Genomic DNA, 20,016 nt, shown 5'->3' on the forward strand with positions numbered 1-20,016 from the left:
AGGAACAATAGTATGTCTAAAAAAACCACTTTGAATGTTTTATCTTCAACTGCAATAGCTGGTTTAATTGTAGCTGCAGTTTCATCTACAGCTTATGCAAAAGTAACTAATGTTGTAGTTCAAGATAAAGATGGAAAACAATACGAATATGATTACAATAAGTTAGCAGATTCATTAGCTGGGATTCAGGCTGCTGACTATTTTAACAATTTTTCAGCAAAATTAGTTGGTGGAAAAACTGTATCATATGTTGATGATAAAACTGGATTTGTTGATGCAAGTAAAGCAGCGAATGCAGTTATAATAGACGGAAAAGATTTCAAAACATTTACAGAAAGTGCTACAACAGCTGATCTTGTAAACATAAATGCAAGCTTACTTACTGATGTTGTTTTAAATAATGATGGAACAATAAAAGAACAACCACATCAGGCACAAACAGGAGTAACTGTTAGTTCTGTAAGTGCTATTACTACTACTACTGCAAAAGTAACATTTGCAGCAGATACAGATTTAGCAGATACAGCTGAAAATTATGCTAAATTTAACTTAACAGTAAACGATGGAACAGCATTCCATCCAACAAAGATAACAAAAGTTGATAGCAAAAATTACACATTAACATTTGCTACACTTGATAATACTCAAGGAGTATTAAAAGTTAATGGAACAGCAGCTGATTTAATCAATAAAGGAAAGACAACAGAAGCTGAATATAACTTTGACTTTAAAGCACCAGAAGTAACAGCAGTACAAGCAGTTGACAGCAGACATTTAAAAGTTACATTCTCAGAAAAAATGGATGCTTCTGCAGCAGATGCTGTGAATTTCGCATTATATAAATTAGGAGATGCTCAAGCAGCAGGAACTAACTTACTTGACACTACAGCAGCAACTACAGATGCATTTGGTGTGTTAAGTGCTGATAGCAAATCAGTTGTATTTACATTAAAAGATACAACAACTTTAGCACCAGCAACATATTACTTCAACGTTGCAACAGCTGGCGTAAAGGATATTCAAAATAGTGCTACTTACGTTGTTGCTAACGGAACACAGTTAACATTTGCTCCAAAGGCAAGTGAGTTAACTGATGTAACAGCACCAAAAGTAGTTTCAGCAGCATATAACTCAGAAACTAAGAAATTAGCAGTTCAGTTTGATGAAACTGTAAAAGTTAGTTCATTAGATTATACAAAAGTTAAACTTGGTGGAGTAGCATTAACAAGTTCAGATGCTATTGAAGAATCAAGTGATAGTTCTAAATTAACATTTAGAATATCAGATGCTACAAAAGCTAAATTACCAGCTGGAGCAGTATCACTTGAAATAGCTGCAGGAGCAGTAACTGACATCGCAACAACAGCAAATGCTATAGAAGCAACAACAGTTGCAGCAGTTCAATTACAAACACCACCATCATTAGTAGCTGCAAACTCAAGCTATGATGAAAATACAAGAACATTAACATTGAAATTTGACCAAAAGGTAACTATAGGAGCTAAGGCTAATATCCAATTAGGTGGAGTAGCTTTAGATGATGCTAAGAATGTATGGACAAAAGATATAGATAAGACAGCTACAGATACTGTAACAGTTGTTCTTGCAGCAAGTGATGCTTCAGCAGCAGGAATTTCTGGAGTAACTGTAGATAAGATAAAAGCAACAATACCTGTAAGTGCAACAGTTAAGAATGAAGCTGGAACACCAACAACTCTTGCTATTGATTCAGATATAGCTATGACTCAAGATATTAAAGCACCATCACTTGTAAATGCAACATTCAAGAATCTTGATAAAAAATTGTATTTTGAATTAGATGAGGCAGCACAAGTTGCGGACATAGCTAATGGAACATTAAAAATTGGTTTTGGAACTGATGATCCAGTAGCAGTAAGTGCAGCAATAGTTAAAGGAAATATAAAAGCTGTAGATGCAAATGGAACTTTATTAGCAGATCAAACAGCATACAGTAAATACTTAGTAGTTGACTTACCAACAGATACTGCTACTATAACAGGAAAAGCTGATGGAGCTACATCTACAACTGGTCAAATTGAAGCACAATTACAAACTGCATATAGTAATGGTGTTCCAATGACAATACAGTTAGGAGCAAATGCATTCTATGACTTTGCTAATGACCAAACAACAGCTAAGTCAAATGGTAACCTTGCAATGGCTAAACCAATGACATTAAACTTTGCAAATAGTATGATACCAACAGTTTCAACAAAGAGTGCAACAGCTGATGACAATACAACAACAGATGCAGTTGTAAGTACAACTCAATTAAAGGTTACATTTGATGCAAGAATGAACAAAGATGAAGCTGAAAATGTAAATAATTATACAATAGTAGATAAGATGTATTCATCAAAAGCATACAAGGTTACAAAAGCAACATTAGGTGCAGACCAAAAGACAGTTTACCTTGTAGTTGATAATGCTATGACTGATGTAGCAGCAGGAGCAACAGTAAATGCATACAAGCTTACAGTTGCTAATGTTCATAGTGTAGATGGAGTTGCTTTAAGTACTACAGCTAATAACTTCGAATTTGAAGGTATAGTAACTGCAGCTGATACAACAGCACCAGCAATTAAAACTGCAGCAAATGATGGTGTAGTTTTAACATCAACAGCAAATAAAGAAAATGATACAATAGCAATTACATTTGATGCTAATGATGTAAGTAAAGCAACAGCAGAAAATCTTGCTAATTACCAATTATTCGATTTAGGAACTGATGGTAATAGTAATACTGAAATAAAACTTGACTCAAATAGTGTATCATCAATTAGCTTTAATGGAACTAACAAAGCAACAATGACATTAAAGACAATCGATTTACAACAAGATCATCAATATAAAGTTGTAGTTAACAACATTGCTGATAACTATGGTAACGTAATTGTTACTACTGATAAAGCTAATGAAAGAGTAATTAAACCAGTAGCAGATAACGCTCAAGTAACAACAGATGTAAGTTTTGTAAGAGATATACAAGCTCCAACTACAACAGCATTAGGCTCAGTACAAACTGGAAAAACAACAGTTGTTGTAACATTTGGTGAAGATGTGGTAGCAACTACTGCTCAAAATCCAGCAAATTACAGAGTAACATTAAATGATGGAACAAATGTAACACCAACATCAGTAGCATATGATGCAACTACAAAGAAAGCTACATTTGATATTCCGAACACAATAACAGGAACAACATTTAAATATGCAGTTAAAGGTGTTAAAGATTTAGCAGGTAATGCAGCAACTACGTTCGTAGATCAAACTGGAGTACTTGCAGATCTAGTAGCTCCAGCATTTGATTCAACTACACCAATAACAGCAGAAGCAAAGGACGAAGCTACTCCTGCTGCTGATGTTATTACTTTGAAGTTTACAGAAGCTGTAAATGATACAAAGGCTTTAGATGAAACTAACTATGTAGTTAAAATAAATGATACTACATTAGCAGCTAAAGGAGCGATTGCTGATACTGATACTCCAGTTGCAGATACAAATGACTATGTAATAAAGAAAGTTGATTCTAAGACATTCCAAATCGTTCTTGGAAAAGCAGATGGAACAGCTCCAACTAAGAACTTCTTAAAAGGAGATACAGTTACTGTAACTGCTAAAAACATAGAGGATTTAATAGGAAACAAAATGGCAGATACAACAGTAAGTACAACTGCTATAAATAATGTTACAGCAGCTAATACTGCTATAGCAGCTGCAGATGTAGTTATAAAGACTGCTAATACAATAGAGTTAACATTTGCAGATGATTTAGCAGCATCAACTGTAAGTGCAAGTGACTTTGTAGTAGATAGTAACGTAGTAACAAAGGCAGAAGTAGCAGGCAAAAAAGTTACATTAACAGTTGCAGCTCCAGTACAAGATGGTGCTAAAGTAACTGTTAAGGCATCAAGTAATTATGATGTAAAAGATGCTGTAGGTAATGCACTTGATAAAGCATTAACAACTGATGGAGTAACTTCAGCTGCAGCATTTACAGCACCAGATACAATGGCACCAACAGCAAGCGTTGGAGCAGTAAGTGTTACAGCAGGAACTGATGTAACAACAGCTCAAAGTAATGAATTGGGAACAGTTTATTTAGTAAAATCAACAGATACAGTTACTGATAAAGCTTCACTAGATGCATTAGTAGCTGGTACAAAAGCTACTAAAGCAACTGTAGGAACTATAAATAATAATACTACAATTGCTACTACTAATTTAGCAGCAGGATCTTATCATGTTTATGCTGTAGATGCAGCAGGTAATGTATCAGCAGCTTCAACAGCTGTTGTTACAGTAACAGCACCAATAACAAATGTGACATCATCTCCATTCACACTAGTAGCAGCAAATAACACTGTTACAATAACATTAACTGGTGGAACATTTAAGGCAGGTACTATAACAGCAAGTGATTTCACTTTTTCAGGAACAGATAATGCTGCATTAGCAGGAGGAACATTCACAAGAACTAGTGATACAGTTGTAACTATAACAGGAGCGGGAATAACAGGATTAACAGGAACAGACAATACAGTACTTGTTAAAGCTGCAACACAAGCGACACAAGCAACATCAGTAGCAGCAGTAGCTTCAACAAACTAAGCAGTAAGCTCAACCTTTCAGGTCTCGCAAAGACCCCAGGGGTGTAAAATTTTCCAGTGACAAGCTGTGAAAAGAGAACGGATAAATAAAAGAGAGGAGGAAGGGAAGTACAACCTTCCTTCTCCCATTTAAATAAATGAACGGATAAAATTGTACTATCATATCTAAAAATACCTTTAAGTCATAAAAATAGTCAGGTCACACACTGATTGAAAAACTAAATAATCAAATCAAAATTGAGAGTATCTTTAGGGGTACTCTTCTATTCTTTTTTGAATTAATATAAAAATATGAGTTAAATAATTGAATGATATAGATAATAGTAATATAATCTAATTATGTGTAAAATACAGGAGGTGAGGCAGATGAAAAAACAAACAAAGGTAATAGCTGCAATAGTATTAGCAGTAGTAATAATTATTGGTGGATACTATGGTTATCAAAAATATAGTCTTAATAAAAGAGTACAAACATCAGATAAAATGATGAAAGACAAAGGTATAAAGCAAAATAATACAGATAAAGCTATAATAGATGAGATGTTAAATAATGATAATGATTTAGAGTATGCATACATAAGTCATAATGGTGAAACTATAATGTTAAACTTAAAGTTTAAAAAAGGAATACAAGATAAAGACAAGTATGCAAAAGTTAGTAAATACATGGAGAAAGTTAGAACTCAGTACAAAGGAAAGAATATAAATGCAACAATGATTCCTAATTAGTATATGTGATATTTAGAATAAAATTATATTTGAATCAGAAAATGGATAGCACAAGTTGTTATCCTTATTTTTATTTCACTGCAAAAGAATAAGAAAATACACTGCATAAAAACTTTGTAAGAACAGAAAAAGCGATAACACTAGGCATATCAATATTTTCTGCTAAATTACACACCTAAAACTTAACTGCATAATCTAAATAATGCAGTGAACCAGCCTGTAACGAATCAACCTTCAAACATATATTATTCCTTTGAATAAGAAAATAAAAATTCAAGGGAGGAAATAAGTATGAACACATCAAATAGTGCTTCAATCCTTAGCAAATTCATAGCTAATGAGATAGAAATGATCTACAGAAGGTACAACGGAATTCCACAGGAAGAAATAGACATGGTATCAGAATTCATAGAAAAATTAGAAAGAAATAAGGTAGAGCTTGAACCATATCTATCTTATAACACTACAAAGGTATTAGCTGAAGCGTGTAAAGATATAAAAGATGGAGATTTGATTAATTTCTATGTTTTTGTAAGATGTGGTGTAGGTTTAGACTTAGATATTGAAAAGGTAAAAGATGCTTATGGAAGATTAAAAGACTATGGATATGTAGAACTAAACTGCTATTATATCTACTATAAGCATAGAGAAGATGTAATGAAGAAAATAGCTGAGGATGAATTAAATGATAAGCTATATGATGCTGATTATATAACAGCTATGTATAATGAAGAAGAACTTGCTGACATGTGGATCTTTGGTACAACAAAGGAAGAAGCAGCAAAACAATATCTAATAGACAATGACTGGTGGAATGTATTAGAATCCAACGAACCAATAGAAGGCTACATTGATTCTAACGGCAATGAAATCTACTACTGCTACGCTGGAAGAGAGGTGTAGGAAATGATTAAGATAGCATATAGAAGCGAAATAGTAACTATAAAACACTTACCAGTAGAAGTTGTAAATGTAGTATCAGAGATAGCAACCATACTTGATGATAACTATGGAGAAGAAAGAAATGCAGATGATGATGGTGGTTATATTCTAGTAGTGGAAAATGAAGAGGATATTAAGAAGCTCAATGATGAAATAGGAATAGATATAAGTACTGCTATACCAGAATATGTTGATTTAATTAAATGTAGCAATGGAGAAGAATACACTAATTCACTAATACTATGCAATAACGACTTTGGGATAAGTTTAATAATCTCTCTAAATCTAACATCTGAAAATCTACTTGATTATAGGCAGGAATAGCTATGGATGCTAATACTATTGCTGAAAAGATAGCTATTGAATTTGAAGAAGCACTAATTGCAGATGGTAAAGCAGAGAAAACAATAGAAAGCTATGTAGGTGATGTTGGAGCCTTTTTTCAATGGTTAGAATCTAAGGATAATACCTTCACAGGAACACTAAAAAGATTCCATATCACAGCCTATAGAAATTATCTAGTGCAAAATAATTATGAGGTAAATACAATCAATAAGAAAATCAATAGCCTTCAATCCTTAAATCAATTCCTCATAGACAGTAGCTACCTAAAGGAGCAGGTAGTAGATTTAAGAAAAGATAAAGTAAAGGTAGCTGCAGGTAGTGAAGGAGAAGTTGAAGTATTTATTGATGCAGAAATAGAGAAGATCCTATTCTACATTCAATCAGAAGAAGTAACTTCAAGGGACAGACTAATACTACTACTGCTTCTATATACAGGCGTAAGAGTTAGCGAATTAGTAAATGTAAAGCTAAAAGATGTAGATGTATTAGCAATGAATCTAACTGTAGCTTGGGGAAAAGGTGGCAAAAGAAGAGAAGTCCCTCTAAAGGGAGAAGTCATAGATGCACTGAGGGAATACCTAGAGGGAGAACGGAAGGACAGTAAATTTGCAGACAGTGAATACCTAATACTGACCAACCGTTCCCCAAAGATGGACAGGGATGCAGTTAATAAACTCCTAAGCAAACTGGAAAAGAAGCTAAGCATAAGGATGCACCCACACAAATTCCGCCATACATTCTGTACAAGGCTTCTGAGAAAAGGCGTAGAACTCACCACAGTGGCAAAACTGGCAGGACATGCATCCATCCAGACAACAGCAAAATTCTACATCAACACATCACAGAAGGACAAGAGGGATGCAGTAGAGCTTCTATAACGAAATAAAAAAGAAAATAAGCATATATCATAATCTTAGAAGGTACATTCATACATGATGAATAGTACCCTAGGAACACAGAGGATCATAAAAAGGAGGAGATATTAATATTAGTAAAATGGGCTGTAGGTGGTGCTGTTATAGGAGCAATAGATGCTGTAATGACAGGTACAAGCATTGGTTCAGGAATAGTATTTGGAGGGATAGTTGGTGTGGTCGTTAGAAAATGGATAGCAAGAAAGCTATGGATGTAGAAGATGAAGTAAGATGAAAATAATTAAGCATCTAATCTCAAATAAATGAGGTTAGGTGCTATTTTTGTGTATAAAAACAGAAATGAAAGGAATGAGGAAGATGATAAATAGTCAATTAACAATAGAAGATATTGAATATATCGAAAGAAGAACTAAGAAAGCTATTGAAAAATTCAACATAGAAAATCTAATGGACTATACTCTTGATTCTTATGGAGGATGTGACCTAATAGACTTCTATAAAACAATAGTTGAAGAGACTCTAATTGAAGAAGTTACTGTATGTGGAGAAGAATTAAGTGATGGAAAGTTTGAAATAACCTTTGAATTTGATGATAAAGACAGATGGTATATAGATAGTTATGCTTGGGATACTGTAGAAATTATATTAGAGAGCTTAATGGATAATGTAATAATTCCACATATGAAAAGGGGGAGAACATCATGTCAAAATCAATATATTGCATAGGAAAAAGTAAAGAAGAACAAGTAGCAATGACGGTTTGTGAAAAAAATAGTAAGACAGCAGCTAAAAGAGTAAACATAGTATCTATAAAGATGGTTAGAGAAGGAAGTATTCTCTATGATGTAAGAAAGATAGGTTCACCATCAGATGCAGTAGATTTAGGCAGAAGATTCTTAGAAGAAGCAGATAGAGAACAACTAATAGTATGTTGCTTAGATACAAAGAATCAGCCGCTATCATTAAATGTAGCAAGTGTAGGTAGTTTAAATAGCTCAATAGTGCACCCAAGAGAAGTATTCAAAATAGCAGTTTTATCAAATGCAGCTTCAATAATAGTATTCCACAATCATCCATCTGGAGATACTGCTCCTTCTGCAGAAGATATAAATGTAACCAATCGGTTAAAAGAAGCAGGAAAGCTAATAGGAATAGAGCTAATAGACCATATCATCATAGGTTCAGAGGGTAAATACTGCAGTCTGAAAGAAAAAGGGATATTGTAGGAGAAAGGAATGAATAAGATGTCTAATAATAAAAGGTACATGACTAAAGAAATACAACAGGAGATATCATTAGAACTACAATTATTCCTGTGGAATTGATTGATACACTAAAGGAACAAGGACAGAAACTAGACTACTTGCAGAAGAATACTAAAGAAGGAGGTACTACTAATGGCGGAGATATTAGCACTAATAGGAAAGATAATACTAATTATAGCAGGAGGAATGAATGCAATTGAGGCAACAATGAAAGTAGCAAGAGAAACAGGAATAGACTTTGATATATTGTGGGACTTTCTACCTAATAAGTGGAAGTGATACCACATAGCAGCTGATTTGAGTAGGCTGCTTTTTGCTTATTAAAAGCCTGAAATAATATTAAGGAGGAGAAAAGATGTTTGATAAGAATAGATACATTACAAGAGGAGTAAAAGAAGAAATAGGACTAGATATTCAAATATTGATATGGAGCTATATAGATGCTTTAAAAAAGAGAAAAGATATTAATGTTGACTACTTACAGGTATTTGAATTAAATACTATTAATAGAAATGATATATTCAATCAAAAGCTAGTACACAAACAAGAATTAGCACCGTATGAAAAATTGTATTTACTAAATGTTGAAGAACCAGTAAATAAGAAAGTATATGTAATTGATGAAGGTGATTACTCTACTATGTTATTAGCAGAAGAGTATTAGAGATAATAAAAGGACAAGTCTTTCACATAAAATTACATCAGCTACTTATTATCTCTTAACACCTTTTTAGCCTCTAAATAGTGCAATAGTTCCCTCTTATCCTCTATGCTCCAGTTTTTAAAATCCTTAAGCAATTCAACTACAGGAACGAATTCTGTATCTTCAATAGCTCCACCAAATAAGCTGTTTTCTGAATCATCTACAAAGTATGAAACTGGTGTATTTAAAGCTTTAGCAATGATTTTTAGATTATCTATTGATGGATTGCTTCTATAATTTTCAATATCACTCAAAAATGATACAGATATCCTGGATTCTGACATTTCAGCAGTAGTATCAGATAGTTTTTGTAATGACATTCCATTAGCTTTTCTAATAGCCTTTAATTTATCTCCTAATTTCATAATAACCTCCTAAAATTTCCGCAAATAACGTATTAGTTTTAGTATAAACAAATTCAAGTAATTTGTAAAACCTCATAGAATAAACACAAAATTATTTTATACATACCATAAAAAATATTGTATTTTTACGTAATAATCGTATAATAAATATTGTGGGGGTGGTAGTTTTGGATAATATAGGTGAAAAAATTAAATGTGAAAGACTTAAGAAAAGTTTAAAGCAATATGAGTTGGCAGAAAAAGCGGGTATATCAAATACATATCTTTCAGATATTGAGCTTGGCAGGACAATTCCTTCATTGAAGACACTAAATAGAATAGCAAAGGTTCTAAAATTAGATGTCAAAAATCTTTTGTAAAAAAAGAAGGTGAATAAATAGAAATTTTCAGCGTCAAGTTATGTTATAATTTTTAATCCTATCATTAGGAATGGTAGTAGTATATATGTAGTTGAAATTTAAGGGGGACATAGTATGAAAAAATTATTAACTAAGTTATCAACTTTAGCGATTATATTATTCTTGTTTCAAGGTACTGTATTTGCAAAGTACGATGGAAAGCCCTTCACTGATACAGCAATTAATAAGGTATGGACTGTCCAAATGACAAATAATGTAGATTATACTACATTGGATGATAATACTGTATTTGTAACTAATAATACTACGCATGAAAAAATACCAGTTACTTTATCACCTGTTCCTAATAATCCGAAAGCATTTCTTATTCAACCTAAAAGAAACTATGATTATAGTACAACATATACTATAACTTTAAAGGGTTTAAAAAGTGCTAAAGGTAAGTCAATGGAGGCAGAAAGAACTGTTACATTTACTACAGTAGCTAAATCAGAAACTCCTATAAATATTGGAAGCGCTCCAGATAAGAGTTTATCAGACCAACAATATGCGTATGAAGTAACTAAAGAGTTATCTGAAAATAAATATCAAGGAAGACTTGTAGGAACTAACGGATATAAAGCTTCGGCAGATTATATTGCTAGCGTATTTAGTTCTCTTGGATTAAATACTGTGGATAATAATTATCTTGAAAGTTATCCTGCTTCTATAGCACAACTTAATAGTATGCCTACAATAAAAATTAATAATAAAACTTTAACTATGTTTACAGACTATAAGCTTCATGGTAATACTCCATCAGCTAATATTAATAGCAATCAAATAGTTTTTGTTGGAAATGGTTATTCAGAAGATTATAATGTGGATGTTAAAGGTAAAATAGTTTTATTCAAAGCAGATGTAAAGACAGGAAATTCAATGGGTGTATTAGATAGAGTTAATATAGCAGCTCAAAAAGGTGCTATTACCGCTTTAATGATACCTAGCCAATACATGCCAATAACTACTGCTGAGAAACCTCTTAAATATGAACAAGGAAGCATACCTTGTATTTATATTACTAGAGATGTATCAAGTAATACCATAGGTCTTAATGTAGATTCATCTAATTTAGGTACTTTTAAAACAGCCACAGTGCAAATGACTATAGACGTAAATAGAAATAAAGTTAATGGATACAATGTATTAGGTATGATAAAAGGTAAAGATACAACTAAAACTATTGTAATAAGTGCTAGTTTAGATGGTTATGGTTCGTTACCAAATGGAAGAGTATTCCCAGGTGCTTCGGCAGATGCTTCAGGTGTAGGTACAATTGCTGCTGTTGCTAAATACTTTTCAACTAACCAACCTAATTATAATGTGTTATTTGCCGCATTTGGTAGCCAAACAGCACAAAGAGAAGGCTCCATATATTTTGTAAATAATTATAGCAATATAAAGAATGTTATAGCAGACATAGATATATATGATGTAGGTAATTCAAATGGTATGCTATTCAATGCAGTAAAGAAAGAGTTTACAGATTTACATGATACTATAGCAAAACAACCAGGAATACATCTTACTGATACTGGTGCAGATGCCAATTATCCATTTGGTAATAGCTATGACTTTGCATCAAAGGATATCCCTAGTGCATTTGTAAGATTTGGAGAAACTTCTGATTCATTAAAGGATACTATTTCAACAATAGATATTAATAAACTAGGTACAGTAATAAATGAAATCAAGAATGTAATAACCCAGTATCCATATAGCGGTACTTCTACTACTCCAGATACTCCTTCTGATACTCCTATAAAATTTGACAGTTCTAAAGTTGGTCATGAGTTAGTTCCATCTACAAATAAGACATTAAATACTTATGAGACAAAGTATACTAAAATCTATTATACAGATAATTTTGCTGGATCTGTACAAGCAGCAATAAATGATTCAGATAAAGTAGATAAAGTATATGAAGACACTTTATGGTGGAATAAATATCCAACACTACCAAATGAAAAATTAAAAATATACTGTGTTAACCAATGGGATGATGGATGGATAGTTACTAACAGAATGGACAAGAAAGGAACTGGAGAGAAAGGTGGCGGATATCAAAGCTTTACCGATTTTAGTTTAAGTGTAGTAAGACTTGATACTGAAGGTGCAGATAAAGAAGACGATTTTTGCAGTACAATTGCACATGAATTTAACCATGTATGTGCAATTCATAATCCTGTTTCCTTTAATACAGATTCTGATATGCAAAATCAAGAAGTAAGCGGTCATGTATATGCATTTGGTGGTCCAAGTATGAAATGGAACTATAAACGTTTAGTGCCAGGTACTACCAATAAGGCGGTCTATACTAACTTATCATATTGGGATGAATTTAATGGTGGAAAAATAACCGACCAATACGAAACATTATATAATAAATTAGCTACTATAGAAGTTTATATTTGGGCTAAGTATGGACAAGAGAAATGTAGAGACTTTCAATTCGACTTCTATGATGGACCACAAGTTACTCTAGATGATACTGTTAAGAAAGAATTAAATATACCATTACAACAATTATTAGATGATTGCTATAATTGGTATCAGCAAAATTAATAAAGAATGAGAGCTATAGGGGATAACCTTGTAGCTCTATTTTATGTTTATTAGCATGTTTTTAAATCCTAAATATTGCATAAAATCATTCTTCTCTTGTACGCTTCGATTATTTAACCATTCTAATGTCTTTCGATTTATTTCTTAAATCCATAATAAATTCCTAAATTTCCGTAAATAGCGTATTGATTTAAACATATAAAAGATTAGTGAATATGTAAAAGTAAATAGAAAAAATAAGATGCTTTATGTTCAATGCGTAAAATATCTTGCATATTATACGTTTGAAACGTATAATATATTTGAAGGGAGATGAAGGATGAATAATATTGGTGAAAAAATTAGATATGAAAGACTTAAGAAAAGACTAAAACAATATGAATTAGCTCAGAAGTCAGGAATATCCAATACTTTTTTGTCTGATGTAGAAGTAGGACGAACTATGCCTTCAATTAAAACTATGGAAAAAATTGCTAAGGCACTAGAATTAAGTATTAAGGATTTTCTTGATTGATATAAGTTGAATTTTATCAATTTAAAAAGGGAGGTAAGCACATAAAGGACAAGCATAGTATTAATAAATTTTATTAAAATAATTACAAAAATAATTTATAATGGGGGAATTTACAAATGGTAACTTTATTAAAAACTATCTTTGGTGATATATTTTTTGCAGCAATTATTGCAGGACTTATTACTTATGTTGGAATTAATTATTTTATAAGGATTATGAACAGAATAGGTATTGTACCTATAATGTCTTATTCAGGATTATTCAAAATGTTTAAAGTAATTTTCGTTATTTGCATCGCAATAACATTATTTAATAGCTGCCAAGATTACACAAAACATAAAAAAGAAACTTCCCAAATAGAAAGTAATTATAAAGTAAATCAAGCCAATTGCCAAAATTCAAATGTTAATATTATTATCTAAGTCGATAACAACAGATTAAAAATGCTAAAGACAATCTATAGGGGGTTGTCTTTAGCATTTTTTTCAATAATATGCATCTTGTTTAATATTTATAAAAGGAAAAGAATAGCAAAAACGAAGGTTTTCCTTGAAAATCAATGGGTTTGCGAAAAAAATACACCTTAAATTTTGGGGCATATTTTATATAGATATACCCCAAAAATTGGGGTATATCTAAAATAAGTTACTTGAATGAATCTAGTTTAATATGAAACATAGAAAGAAGAGTTGTATCAATTCTATTGCCTTGATAAGCAATTCTTGGATCAAGATAGTAATTCACACTTTTTCTAACCTTAACAGAAGCAAATACGCCTTTTTTAATTAAAGCAGCCATGTGTTTGTCCACTGCATTCTGTCTAATTCCAAGTATTTTTTCTAGGTCTTTTTTTATCACAGGAGTACCATCAGTATTAGTAATAAGATTATTCTCATAAGTTATATGCTGAGATAAAATAAATATAATACCTATTTCAGTAACAGAAAGACCATGCACTTTTCTAATTTGCTCAAGGTAAGACTTGAAATTTTTATTAAAGTACTTTTCTGGTTGCCACAAAGGTCTATCATCACCTTTGACAGAAATGGTGACAGGAGGAACCTCTAGCCCCTCTTTTTCCATTTTCTTTTTTTCTTCTAAAACAGCATTGGCAAGCCTATTGTGGACGGCAATAGCGTTCCTTTTTTTCTCCATGCCAAGTTCAGCACTAGTTTTCTTTTTCATCATCAGCACCATCCTTAGATAAAGCAAAATAAGATTCCAGCAGTTCGTTAAGAAAAGAAGATATGTTTTCAATACTCCCCTGTTCTTTCAAATCCTTTAGAATCTTACTATTATGTGTTGTAAAATAGCAGGTCATTCTGATGTGTGTATTCTTATATTTTTGTGAATCATCTTTTGTAGGTCTACCTCTCCTATCAGCATTGTAACCGAGGATTGAAAGTTTCTGAATTAGTATTTTTTTCTTATTTACTTGTAAATTCAATTTTCTCTCATGATGATAAAGTTCTGATTTAGTCATAGAAGAGGTATCTTGTTTTTTTAGTTGGAATATAAGTTCCTTACACTGATTAAGCTCTATCAATTTAGTTTTAATAGAGTTCTGTCTTAATATTTCTAATCGTTCCTTATAATTGGTTATAGATTTAGTTTTCATTTTTAGCACCTCCAAAAATTTTCTAATATAATGTTTTTGTGGGGAGACCAAAAATAATAAAAAAACAGAATTATTTAAGGACATAGGAAAGTGAAAAATAAGCTTATTATTGGGACGACTAAAAAATAATATATTGATCTAAATGTGACTTATTTTACAGGCGCTTTTGTGATGGAAACTAATGTATAATATATTATAAAAGCATAATTTCTAAAATAAAGAATAAAGAAGGTATTACATATGGGTCAAGAAAGTAATTATTATAAAAAAGATAAAGAAAACTTGAGTAGAGAAAAAATAATAAGTGATAGTCTAAATAAACAGGACATAGGAACTGAAGAATTAGCAGTAGTCTTAGGAGTTACAGATCGTAGTATTAGGAACATGTTAAAAAAGTTATGTAATAGATATCCAGATTCAATAGAAGAAAAAGATTTTAAAGATGGGAAAGTATATTCTTTTAAAGCTTCTTGGAATGGGATTTTAGCAGCTCTATTAACAGCAACAGATCTAGCAAAGTATGATAGTAGAAGAGAGCAAAATACATTGATTGGTTATTTAGATTTTGTAGAAACTTTAATAGATGGAATTGACCAATATATAGTAGAACAAGATAAAACTATAATAAAAGGACATTCTACGTATCAGCAAGCTGTTTTAGAGAAAGATTTGTATGATTGCATAATTAAGAGATTAGGTTCAATTGTAAATCAATTAGGAATGTTACCAGCGTCCCTTAGATTTCAAACGTTAGCTGGAATAAATGAAATATTAAAGTCAGTACCTGTTCACTTAGCCCAACAACATGCAGCATATGCAACGGAGAGATACATACATAAAGCAAAAGTATCTGATGATGAAAAAGAAAGACTTTTTAAAGAAGACTTAGAAGAATACTTAGTGTCAGTATTAAAACTTAAAATGCAAGGAAAATCAATTAATAAAGAGTTAGTTGAGGATAATATCTTAGTCAAAGCTCTTTTAAAACAGTATATATTGGGGAACCTTAAAGATCCTAAATTAAAAGGAATAGAAGAATTAATTAGCAAAGGTCGGAGAAATATATTAGAGCAACAAGAGCTTAAAGAAGTAATGGATAAAGTAGCAAATGTGCTTAATAAAGACAAACCTATAGAACAAATGATGTTAAATTGGATTGAGCAAACATTAGTGTTGTTTGAATTGGCAGTAACTAATGGAGATAAAGATAAGGAATTAGGAAAAGAATTGTTACGTCAATCAGTTACGGAAGAAGCTTTCAGGACATTAGAAAATTTTAATAAAACTGATGATGAAAATAGTATAAATAAATTATTCAGATGATGTAGATTAAAAGCCTTTAGTGGCTTTTTTTCTTGCGGAAAAATAGGGCTAGAGTTCTTTCCTCGCAAATAGTACAGAAGATAATCCATAATAGTAGATACCAAGAGGTTATTACCTGTAAAAGTAAATAAAAATTAATCATAAGATTCAGGGAGGAATAAAAATGTCAAAAAGAAAAAATGAGAGTAACAAAAAGTTAAAAATGAAACAGAAGCCAAAGGTTCATAAGAGAAATACGGAATTTGATGAAACAGAAAATGAAGAAGACTTGGAGGAAGAGCTAGAAGATGAAGAAAGCTTAGAAGAAGATCCAGAGGATGAGGAAGAGCTAGAAGATGAAGAAGACTTAGAAGAAGATCCAGAGGATGAGGAAGAGCTAGAAGATGAAGAAGACTCAGAAGAAGATCCAGAGGATGAGGAAGAACTAGAAGATGAAGAAGACTCAGAAGAAGATCCAGAGGATGAGGAAGAGCTAGAAGATGAAGAAGACCTAGAAGAAGATCCAGAGGATGAAGAAAGTACAGAGATAGAAAACGGTCAAAACAAGAGAAAGAAAAACAAAAAGTATAAACATAAAAAATCAAAGTTTGGCAAAGAAGCAAACGCAGAAAGCGTAGTAGTAAATAAGAAAAAAACTAAGAATCAAGTTTCAGAGATATCGAAAGAGGTGTTACAAGACTTTGACTCAACACTATATAAGCCAATAAATATTGAAATGCATACAAGAAGTATTGGAAAAGCTGGTGCTGCATCTATTATAAATTCGCCTAAGAATGGTAAGAGGTTTACAATATCTAAAAAAGTGATGGATAAGATAAATAGTCCTAAAGCAGTAAAAATATCTATTGGTAAAAACAGAATAGCTATTTTAGCAGAAGAAGAGGATTCAGAAGCATTAAGGTTAGGAAGAATTGGAGCAAAAGGCGTAATATATTCAGCTGAATTAGTAAAAATATTAACTGAAAAATTTGATCTGGATTTCTCAAGTAGGATATGTATTACATTTGATAAAGTAAAGTATACAGTAGATGGAGATCAGATAGTTGCAGAAATAACAATGAGGTAAAATGTAAAGAATATTCGGGAATGTGCTAGTTCACGTTCCCGAATAAAAGGGGGTGTAGTAAAATGGAAAATCAAACATTTCAGCCTTTTAAGGATGTTGTATTACATGATGAATGTGTATGTACATGGCAAAAGTCACCTAGTGGAAATATAGAATATAGTCGAGTAGCTGATTTTATAGATGTATCAAAAGTAACTGAGAATTTAGATACAGGAAATATGAGTATAACTTTAATTTACAGTGATTCTACTGCAAATTCTGAGACTAAGGAAATAACAGTTGGACTTGCTGAAATTGCTACAAAAGCTAAGATATTAGATTTAGCATCAAAAGGTGTAGATGTTAATGAAAGCAATGTAAAATGTGTGATAAAACACATAAGAAACAGAAGAGAAGGTGTAGAGAAAAGCTTTGTACACTCTAATATAGGATTTTTTAATAAAAATGGAGAGTACTATTTCAAGAGCTACAAGATATTTGGATGTACTAAGGAATTGGATCTATTATCAGACTACATAGGGACATTTTTAATAAAGACTGAAGGTGATGGCAAAAAGTGGTTGGAATTAGTAAAAAGAGTAGTCGTAGGAAAATACCCTTTAGAACTAGCATTATCAATTGGATTTTCTGCACCAGTTGTAGGATTTATTGCAGGTGATATTGGTATTGAAAGTCCATTAATTCATATCTATGGTGATAGTACTCAGGGTAAAACAACTGCAGCGATGCTTGCAGTATCAGCCTTTGGATCACCAAATATAAAAGAAAAAGGTTTAGTAATGACGTGGAATACAACAAGTAATGGAATGCATGGTAGTATTGCAGGTAATACTGGAGTTCCTGTTGTATTTGATGAATCCAGCATGGCAAACAAGAAAGATTTTACAAAAGATATTTACTCACTTACAGCAGGTAAGGATAAAATACGAATGAATAAAGAATGTGAAATAAGAGAAGAAAAGAGCTGGAATACAACAATAATCTCAACAGGAGAACATTCAATTTTCTCAAAGTCTAAAGCTAATACAGGCATGAGAATGCGATTGTTCGAGTTTGGAAACATAAGTTGGACAGAGAGTGCAAAACAAGCAGATGAAATAAAAGAAACTATCCTAGCAAACTATGGACATTGTGGTAAGGTTTTTGTAAGGAAACTAATGAGGTTAGGTAAAGAAAAAATACTAGAAATTCATAAACAATGTAAAACTAGATTAATAGATAAGCTAGATGATTCAGACTTCAGAGATAGAATAGCTGGGAAACTAGCAGTAATAATGGTAGCAGCAACAATATTAAAAGAGCAGATGAAAATAAACATTAACATTGAAAAAATAGAAGAGTTAATTATAAAAAATGAAGCGGAAAACTTTGATGATAAAGATATATCAGAGAAAGCTTATGATATATTAATTCAAGTTGTTGCAAAAAATGCTAGCAAGTTTGAAAAGTATAATGAAAATAGCAGGTTTAAACCTATTCCTCCATCAGATCGGGAAAGCTGGGGCATAATTGAAACAAAAGGAAAAAGAGACAAGGAAGAAGTAAGGTTAGTAGTAATATCGGAAATATTTAATAAAATACTAAAGGAGCATGGATTTGATGAACCTAAAATCGTTTTGAAAAAGTGGAAGGAAAAAGGAATGTTGGACTACGAGGCTAACAAACTTACAAGAAGAAGGAAAATAGAAGGTATCGACAAAGTGACATGCTATGTAATAAATCTTAAAAAGCCAATTAAAAATAAGGCAGAAAAGAATGAACTAAAAACTAATACAAAATAGGAGCTGATAGAGATATAAAAAATATGTTGTGCATTTTAGAATTAGGACATGGGTAAGACACAGAAACCCAAGGAGACTCCACTAAAAACTTGGAACTACCTCTTGCTAAAACACAAGCAGGGGCAGCACAAATCATTGAAAATCAAGGAATCTAGAAAAAAGTCCAAGTTACCAAGTGAAAAAATTGGGTGAGATAAAATCTTCTCAAACTAAATCAATAAAAATCTAAAAAACAAAAATGGAAAAAGGGACTATGTGTGTAGACACGAGCAAAATCAAGGCAGCACACAGTCCCAATTGACACTTCAATTCCTAGTCCAAAAGGGACAGAGACTGAAACTGCATCAAAATAATACTCCTTACAATAAAAGATGCAGTTTCTAAAGTCAAACAGGAAGAAGCGGCACAAAAGAACGGCTCAAGGTCGGAAAAAGAAAGCTGTCAACAAGCCAGCGAAATGTACTAATCCAATCCAGAAATAGTTTTGAGGAAAACTCAACTGGAAAGCAATAAGAAACTGACGAAAAGAATCTATTCAACTTCAGGAAAGTGCATGTGAAAGCAGGTTGAAGCAAAGGAAAAAGAGTAAGATTAAAAAACAACAGGTAATTCTAAATATAAACTGGCTACAAAATCCTTTGTAGAATCAGTAATACCCATTACAAAACTGAATGTTGATGATACAAAAGTTACAATATGTAATACCCATATCAATTAATAGATATATACATTAGTTAAAAATATCAGGGGAATAGGGACTATATTATTAGAACCCAGTAAAATCAATGACTAGTAAGTACCTAATGAAATTCTTAGTACCTTAATTGATAGGGAGTCAAGATAAAATATATTGGATTAAAAAGAGTAAATAATAACTTTTCAGACATATATTATTT

19 protein-coding genes are annotated in these 20,016 nt (G+C 31.9%); 16 read left to right on the top strand and 3 right to left on the bottom strand.

From position 1 onward, the window contains the following. Positions 1-12: 12 nt before the first annotated feature. The 9 genes from EG57_RS0204625 (at position 13) to EG57_RS0204660 (ending at position 9,451) form a co-directional block, all read left to right on the top strand. Positions 13-4,632 carry a beta strand repeat-containing protein gene (locus tag EG57_RS0204625; protein WP_032076105.1) on the top strand — a complete coding sequence of 1,540 codons (4,620 nt, stop codon included), beginning with the start codon at positions 13-15 and terminating at the stop codon, positions 4,630-4,632. A gap of 365 nt (positions 4,633-4,997) precedes the next feature. Beyond that, positions 4,998-5,360 (top strand): hypothetical protein, encoded by a 363-nt coding sequence (locus EG57_RS0204630; protein ID WP_032076180.1) that lies wholly within the window; start codon positions 4,998-5,000, stop codon positions 5,358-5,360. Between the two features lie 291 nt (positions 5,361-5,651). Then, positions 5,652-6,263, top strand: a complete 612-nt coding sequence (locus EG57_RS0204635; protein ID WP_032076106.1) for a hypothetical protein — start codon at positions 5,652-5,654, stop codon at positions 6,261-6,263. Positions 6,264-6,266: 3 nt separating this feature from the next. Then, positions 6,267-6,626 (top strand): hypothetical protein, encoded by a 360-nt coding sequence (locus EG57_RS0204640; protein ID WP_032076107.1) that lies wholly within the window; start codon positions 6,267-6,269, stop codon positions 6,624-6,626. Positions 6,627-6,628: 2 nt separating this feature from the next. Next, positions 6,629-7,525 (top strand): tyrosine-type recombinase/integrase, encoded by an 897-nt coding sequence (locus EG57_RS0204645; protein ID WP_032076108.1) that lies wholly within the window; start codon positions 6,629-6,631, stop codon positions 7,523-7,525. A 354-nt stretch (positions 7,526-7,879) separates the two neighbouring features. After that, positions 7,880-8,248 carry a hypothetical protein gene (locus EG57_RS0204650; protein WP_152563669.1) on the top strand — a complete coding sequence of 123 codons (369 nt, stop codon included), beginning with the start codon at positions 7,880-7,882 and terminating at the stop codon, positions 8,246-8,248. A 26-nt stretch (positions 8,249-8,274) separates the two neighbouring features. Continuing rightward, on the top strand, positions 8,275-8,748 hold the full coding sequence (locus EG57_RS0204655; RefSeq protein ID WP_032076181.1) for a JAB domain-containing protein: 474 nt from the start codon (positions 8,275-8,277) through the stop codon (positions 8,746-8,748). A gap of 171 nt (positions 8,749-8,919) precedes the next feature. Continuing rightward, a complete protein-coding gene (locus EG57_RS26475; RefSeq protein WP_161782698.1) occupies positions 8,920-9,066 on the top strand; it encodes a hypothetical protein in 147 nt (48 codons plus the stop codon). 76 nt (positions 9,067-9,142) lie between these two features. Next, positions 9,143-9,451: a DUF960 family protein gene (locus EG57_RS0204660; protein WP_032076110.1), complete on the top strand. Its 309-nt coding sequence runs from the start codon at positions 9,143-9,145 to the stop codon at positions 9,449-9,451. Between the two features lie 41 nt (positions 9,452-9,492). Here the strand turns inward: EG57_RS0204660 and EG57_RS0204665 are convergent, their stop codons facing one another. Further along, positions 9,493-9,855, bottom strand: a complete 363-nt coding sequence (locus tag EG57_RS0204665; protein ID WP_032076111.1) for a helix-turn-helix domain-containing protein — start codon at positions 9,853-9,855, stop codon at positions 9,493-9,495. Positions 9,856-10,013: 158 nt separating this feature from the next. Here EG57_RS0204665 and EG57_RS0204670 point away from each other — a divergent pair, with 158 nt between their 5' ends. The 4 genes from EG57_RS0204670 to EG57_RS0204685 all read left to right on the top strand — a co-directional run bounded on the left by EG57_RS0204670 (position 10,014) and on the right by EG57_RS0204685 (position 13,754). Next, positions 10,014-10,214 (top strand): helix-turn-helix domain-containing protein, encoded by a 201-nt coding sequence (locus EG57_RS0204670; protein WP_242859807.1) that lies wholly within the window; start codon positions 10,014-10,016, stop codon positions 10,212-10,214. Positions 10,215-10,328: 114 nt separating this feature from the next. Continuing rightward, complete coding sequence (locus EG57_RS0204675) at positions 10,329-12,818, top strand: M28 family peptidase (protein ID WP_032076113.1); 2,490 nt, start codon at positions 10,329-10,331, stop codon at positions 12,816-12,818. Positions 12,819-13,137: 319 nt separating this feature from the next. Then, positions 13,138-13,332, top strand: coding sequence for a helix-turn-helix domain-containing protein (locus tag EG57_RS0204680; protein WP_032076114.1), 195 nt, complete (start codon positions 13,138-13,140; stop codon positions 13,330-13,332). A 116-nt stretch (positions 13,333-13,448) separates the two neighbouring features. After that, the gene (locus EG57_RS0204685) at positions 13,449-13,754 is read left to right on the top strand and encodes a hypothetical protein (RefSeq protein WP_032076115.1); all 306 of its coding nucleotides are present in this window, start codon (positions 13,449-13,451) and stop codon (positions 13,752-13,754) included. A 223-nt stretch (positions 13,755-13,977) separates the two neighbouring features. On the opposite strand, the gene EG57_RS0204690 is transcribed toward EG57_RS0204685, so the two are convergent. Together EG57_RS0204690 and EG57_RS0204695 are read right to left on the bottom strand one after the other, a co-directional pair. Beyond that, positions 13,978-14,517 (bottom strand): helix-turn-helix domain-containing protein, encoded by a 540-nt coding sequence (locus EG57_RS0204690; protein ID WP_152563670.1) that lies wholly within the window; start codon positions 14,515-14,517, stop codon positions 13,978-13,980. Next, positions 14,501-14,950 (bottom strand): hypothetical protein, encoded by a 450-nt coding sequence (locus EG57_RS0204695; protein ID WP_032076117.1) that lies wholly within the window; start codon positions 14,948-14,950, stop codon positions 14,501-14,503. The genes EG57_RS0204690 and EG57_RS0204695 overlap by 17 nt, the downstream gene beginning before the upstream one ends. 240 nt (positions 14,951-15,190) lie before the next feature. Here EG57_RS0204695 and EG57_RS0204700 point away from each other — a divergent pair, with 240 nt between their 5' ends. From EG57_RS0204700 to EG57_RS0204710, 3 genes are all read left to right on the top strand, one after another. Then, entirely contained in the window at positions 15,191-16,273 is a 1,083-nt protein-coding gene (locus EG57_RS0204700; RefSeq protein ID WP_032076118.1) for a hypothetical protein, read from the top strand. Between the two features lie 163 nt (positions 16,274-16,436). Beyond that, positions 16,437-17,339 (top strand): hypothetical protein, encoded by a 903-nt coding sequence (locus tag EG57_RS26480; RefSeq protein WP_052037740.1) that lies wholly within the window; start codon positions 16,437-16,439, stop codon positions 17,337-17,339. 62 nt (positions 17,340-17,401) lie between these two features. Then, on the top strand, positions 17,402-19,120 hold the full coding sequence (locus tag EG57_RS0204710; protein ID WP_032076119.1) for a DUF927 domain-containing protein: 1,719 nt from the start codon (positions 17,402-17,404) through the stop codon (positions 19,118-19,120). The last annotated feature ends 896 nt before the right edge of the window (positions 19,121-20,016 follow it).

This window comes from Clostridium drakei (genome assembly GCF_000633595.2).
Classification (GTDB): Bacteria; Bacillota; Clostridia; order Clostridiales; family Clostridiaceae; genus Clostridium_AM; species Clostridium_AM drakei.

Excerpts from the sequence above, each read along its gene's own strand:
- EG57_RS0204700 (WP_032076118.1), top strand. The coding sequence starts at position 15,191 with ATGGGTCAAGAAAGTAATTATTATAAAAAAGATAAAGAAAACTTGAGT.
- EG57_RS0204655 (WP_032076181.1), top strand. The coding sequence starts at position 8,275 with ATGACGGTTTGTGAAAAAAATAGTAAGACAGCAGCTAAAAGAGTAAAC.
- EG57_RS0204625 (WP_032076105.1), top strand. The coding sequence starts at position 13 with ATGTCTAAAAAAACCACTTTGAATGTTTTATCTTCAACTGCAATAGCT.
- EG57_RS0204635 (WP_032076106.1), top strand. The coding sequence starts at position 5,652 with ATGAACACATCAAATAGTGCTTCAATCCTTAGCAAATTCATAGCTAAT.
- EG57_RS0204690 (WP_152563670.1), bottom strand. The coding sequence starts at position 14,517 with ATGAAAAAGAAAACTAGTGCTGAACTTGGCATGGAGAAAAAAAGGAAC.
- EG57_RS26475 (WP_161782698.1), top strand. The coding sequence starts at position 8,920 with ATGGCGGAGATATTAGCACTAATAGGAAAGATAATACTAATTATAGCA.
- EG57_RS0204640 (WP_032076107.1), top strand. The coding sequence starts at position 6,267 with ATGATTAAGATAGCATATAGAAGCGAAATAGTAACTATAAAACACTTA.
- EG57_RS0204695 (WP_032076117.1), bottom strand. The coding sequence starts at position 14,950 with ATGAAAACTAAATCTATAACCAATTATAAGGAACGATTAGAAATATTA.
- EG57_RS0204665 (WP_032076111.1), bottom strand. The coding sequence starts at position 9,855 with ATGAAATTAGGAGATAAATTAAAGGCTATTAGAAAAGCTAATGGAATG.
- EG57_RS26480 (WP_052037740.1), top strand. The coding sequence starts at position 16,437 with ATGTCAAAAAGAAAAAATGAGAGTAACAAAAAGTTAAAAATGAAACAG.
- EG57_RS0204645 (WP_032076108.1), top strand. The coding sequence starts at position 6,629 with ATGGATGCTAATACTATTGCTGAAAAGATAGCTATTGAATTTGAAGAA.
- EG57_RS0204685 (WP_032076115.1), top strand. The coding sequence starts at position 13,449 with ATGGTAACTTTATTAAAAACTATCTTTGGTGATATATTTTTTGCAGCA.
- EG57_RS0204710 (WP_032076119.1), top strand. The coding sequence starts at position 17,402 with ATGGAAAATCAAACATTTCAGCCTTTTAAGGATGTTGTATTACATGAT.
- EG57_RS0204630 (WP_032076180.1), top strand. The coding sequence starts at position 4,998 with ATGAAAAAACAAACAAAGGTAATAGCTGCAATAGTATTAGCAGTAGTA.
- EG57_RS0204675 (WP_032076113.1), top strand. The coding sequence starts at position 10,329 with ATGAAAAAATTATTAACTAAGTTATCAACTTTAGCGATTATATTATTC.
- EG57_RS0204650 (WP_152563669.1), top strand. The coding sequence starts at position 7,880 with ATGATAAATAGTCAATTAACAATAGAAGATATTGAATATATCGAAAGA.
- EG57_RS0204660 (WP_032076110.1), top strand. The coding sequence starts at position 9,143 with ATGTTTGATAAGAATAGATACATTACAAGAGGAGTAAAAGAAGAAATA.
- EG57_RS0204680 (WP_032076114.1), top strand. The coding sequence starts at position 13,138 with ATGAATAATATTGGTGAAAAAATTAGATATGAAAGACTTAAGAAAAGA.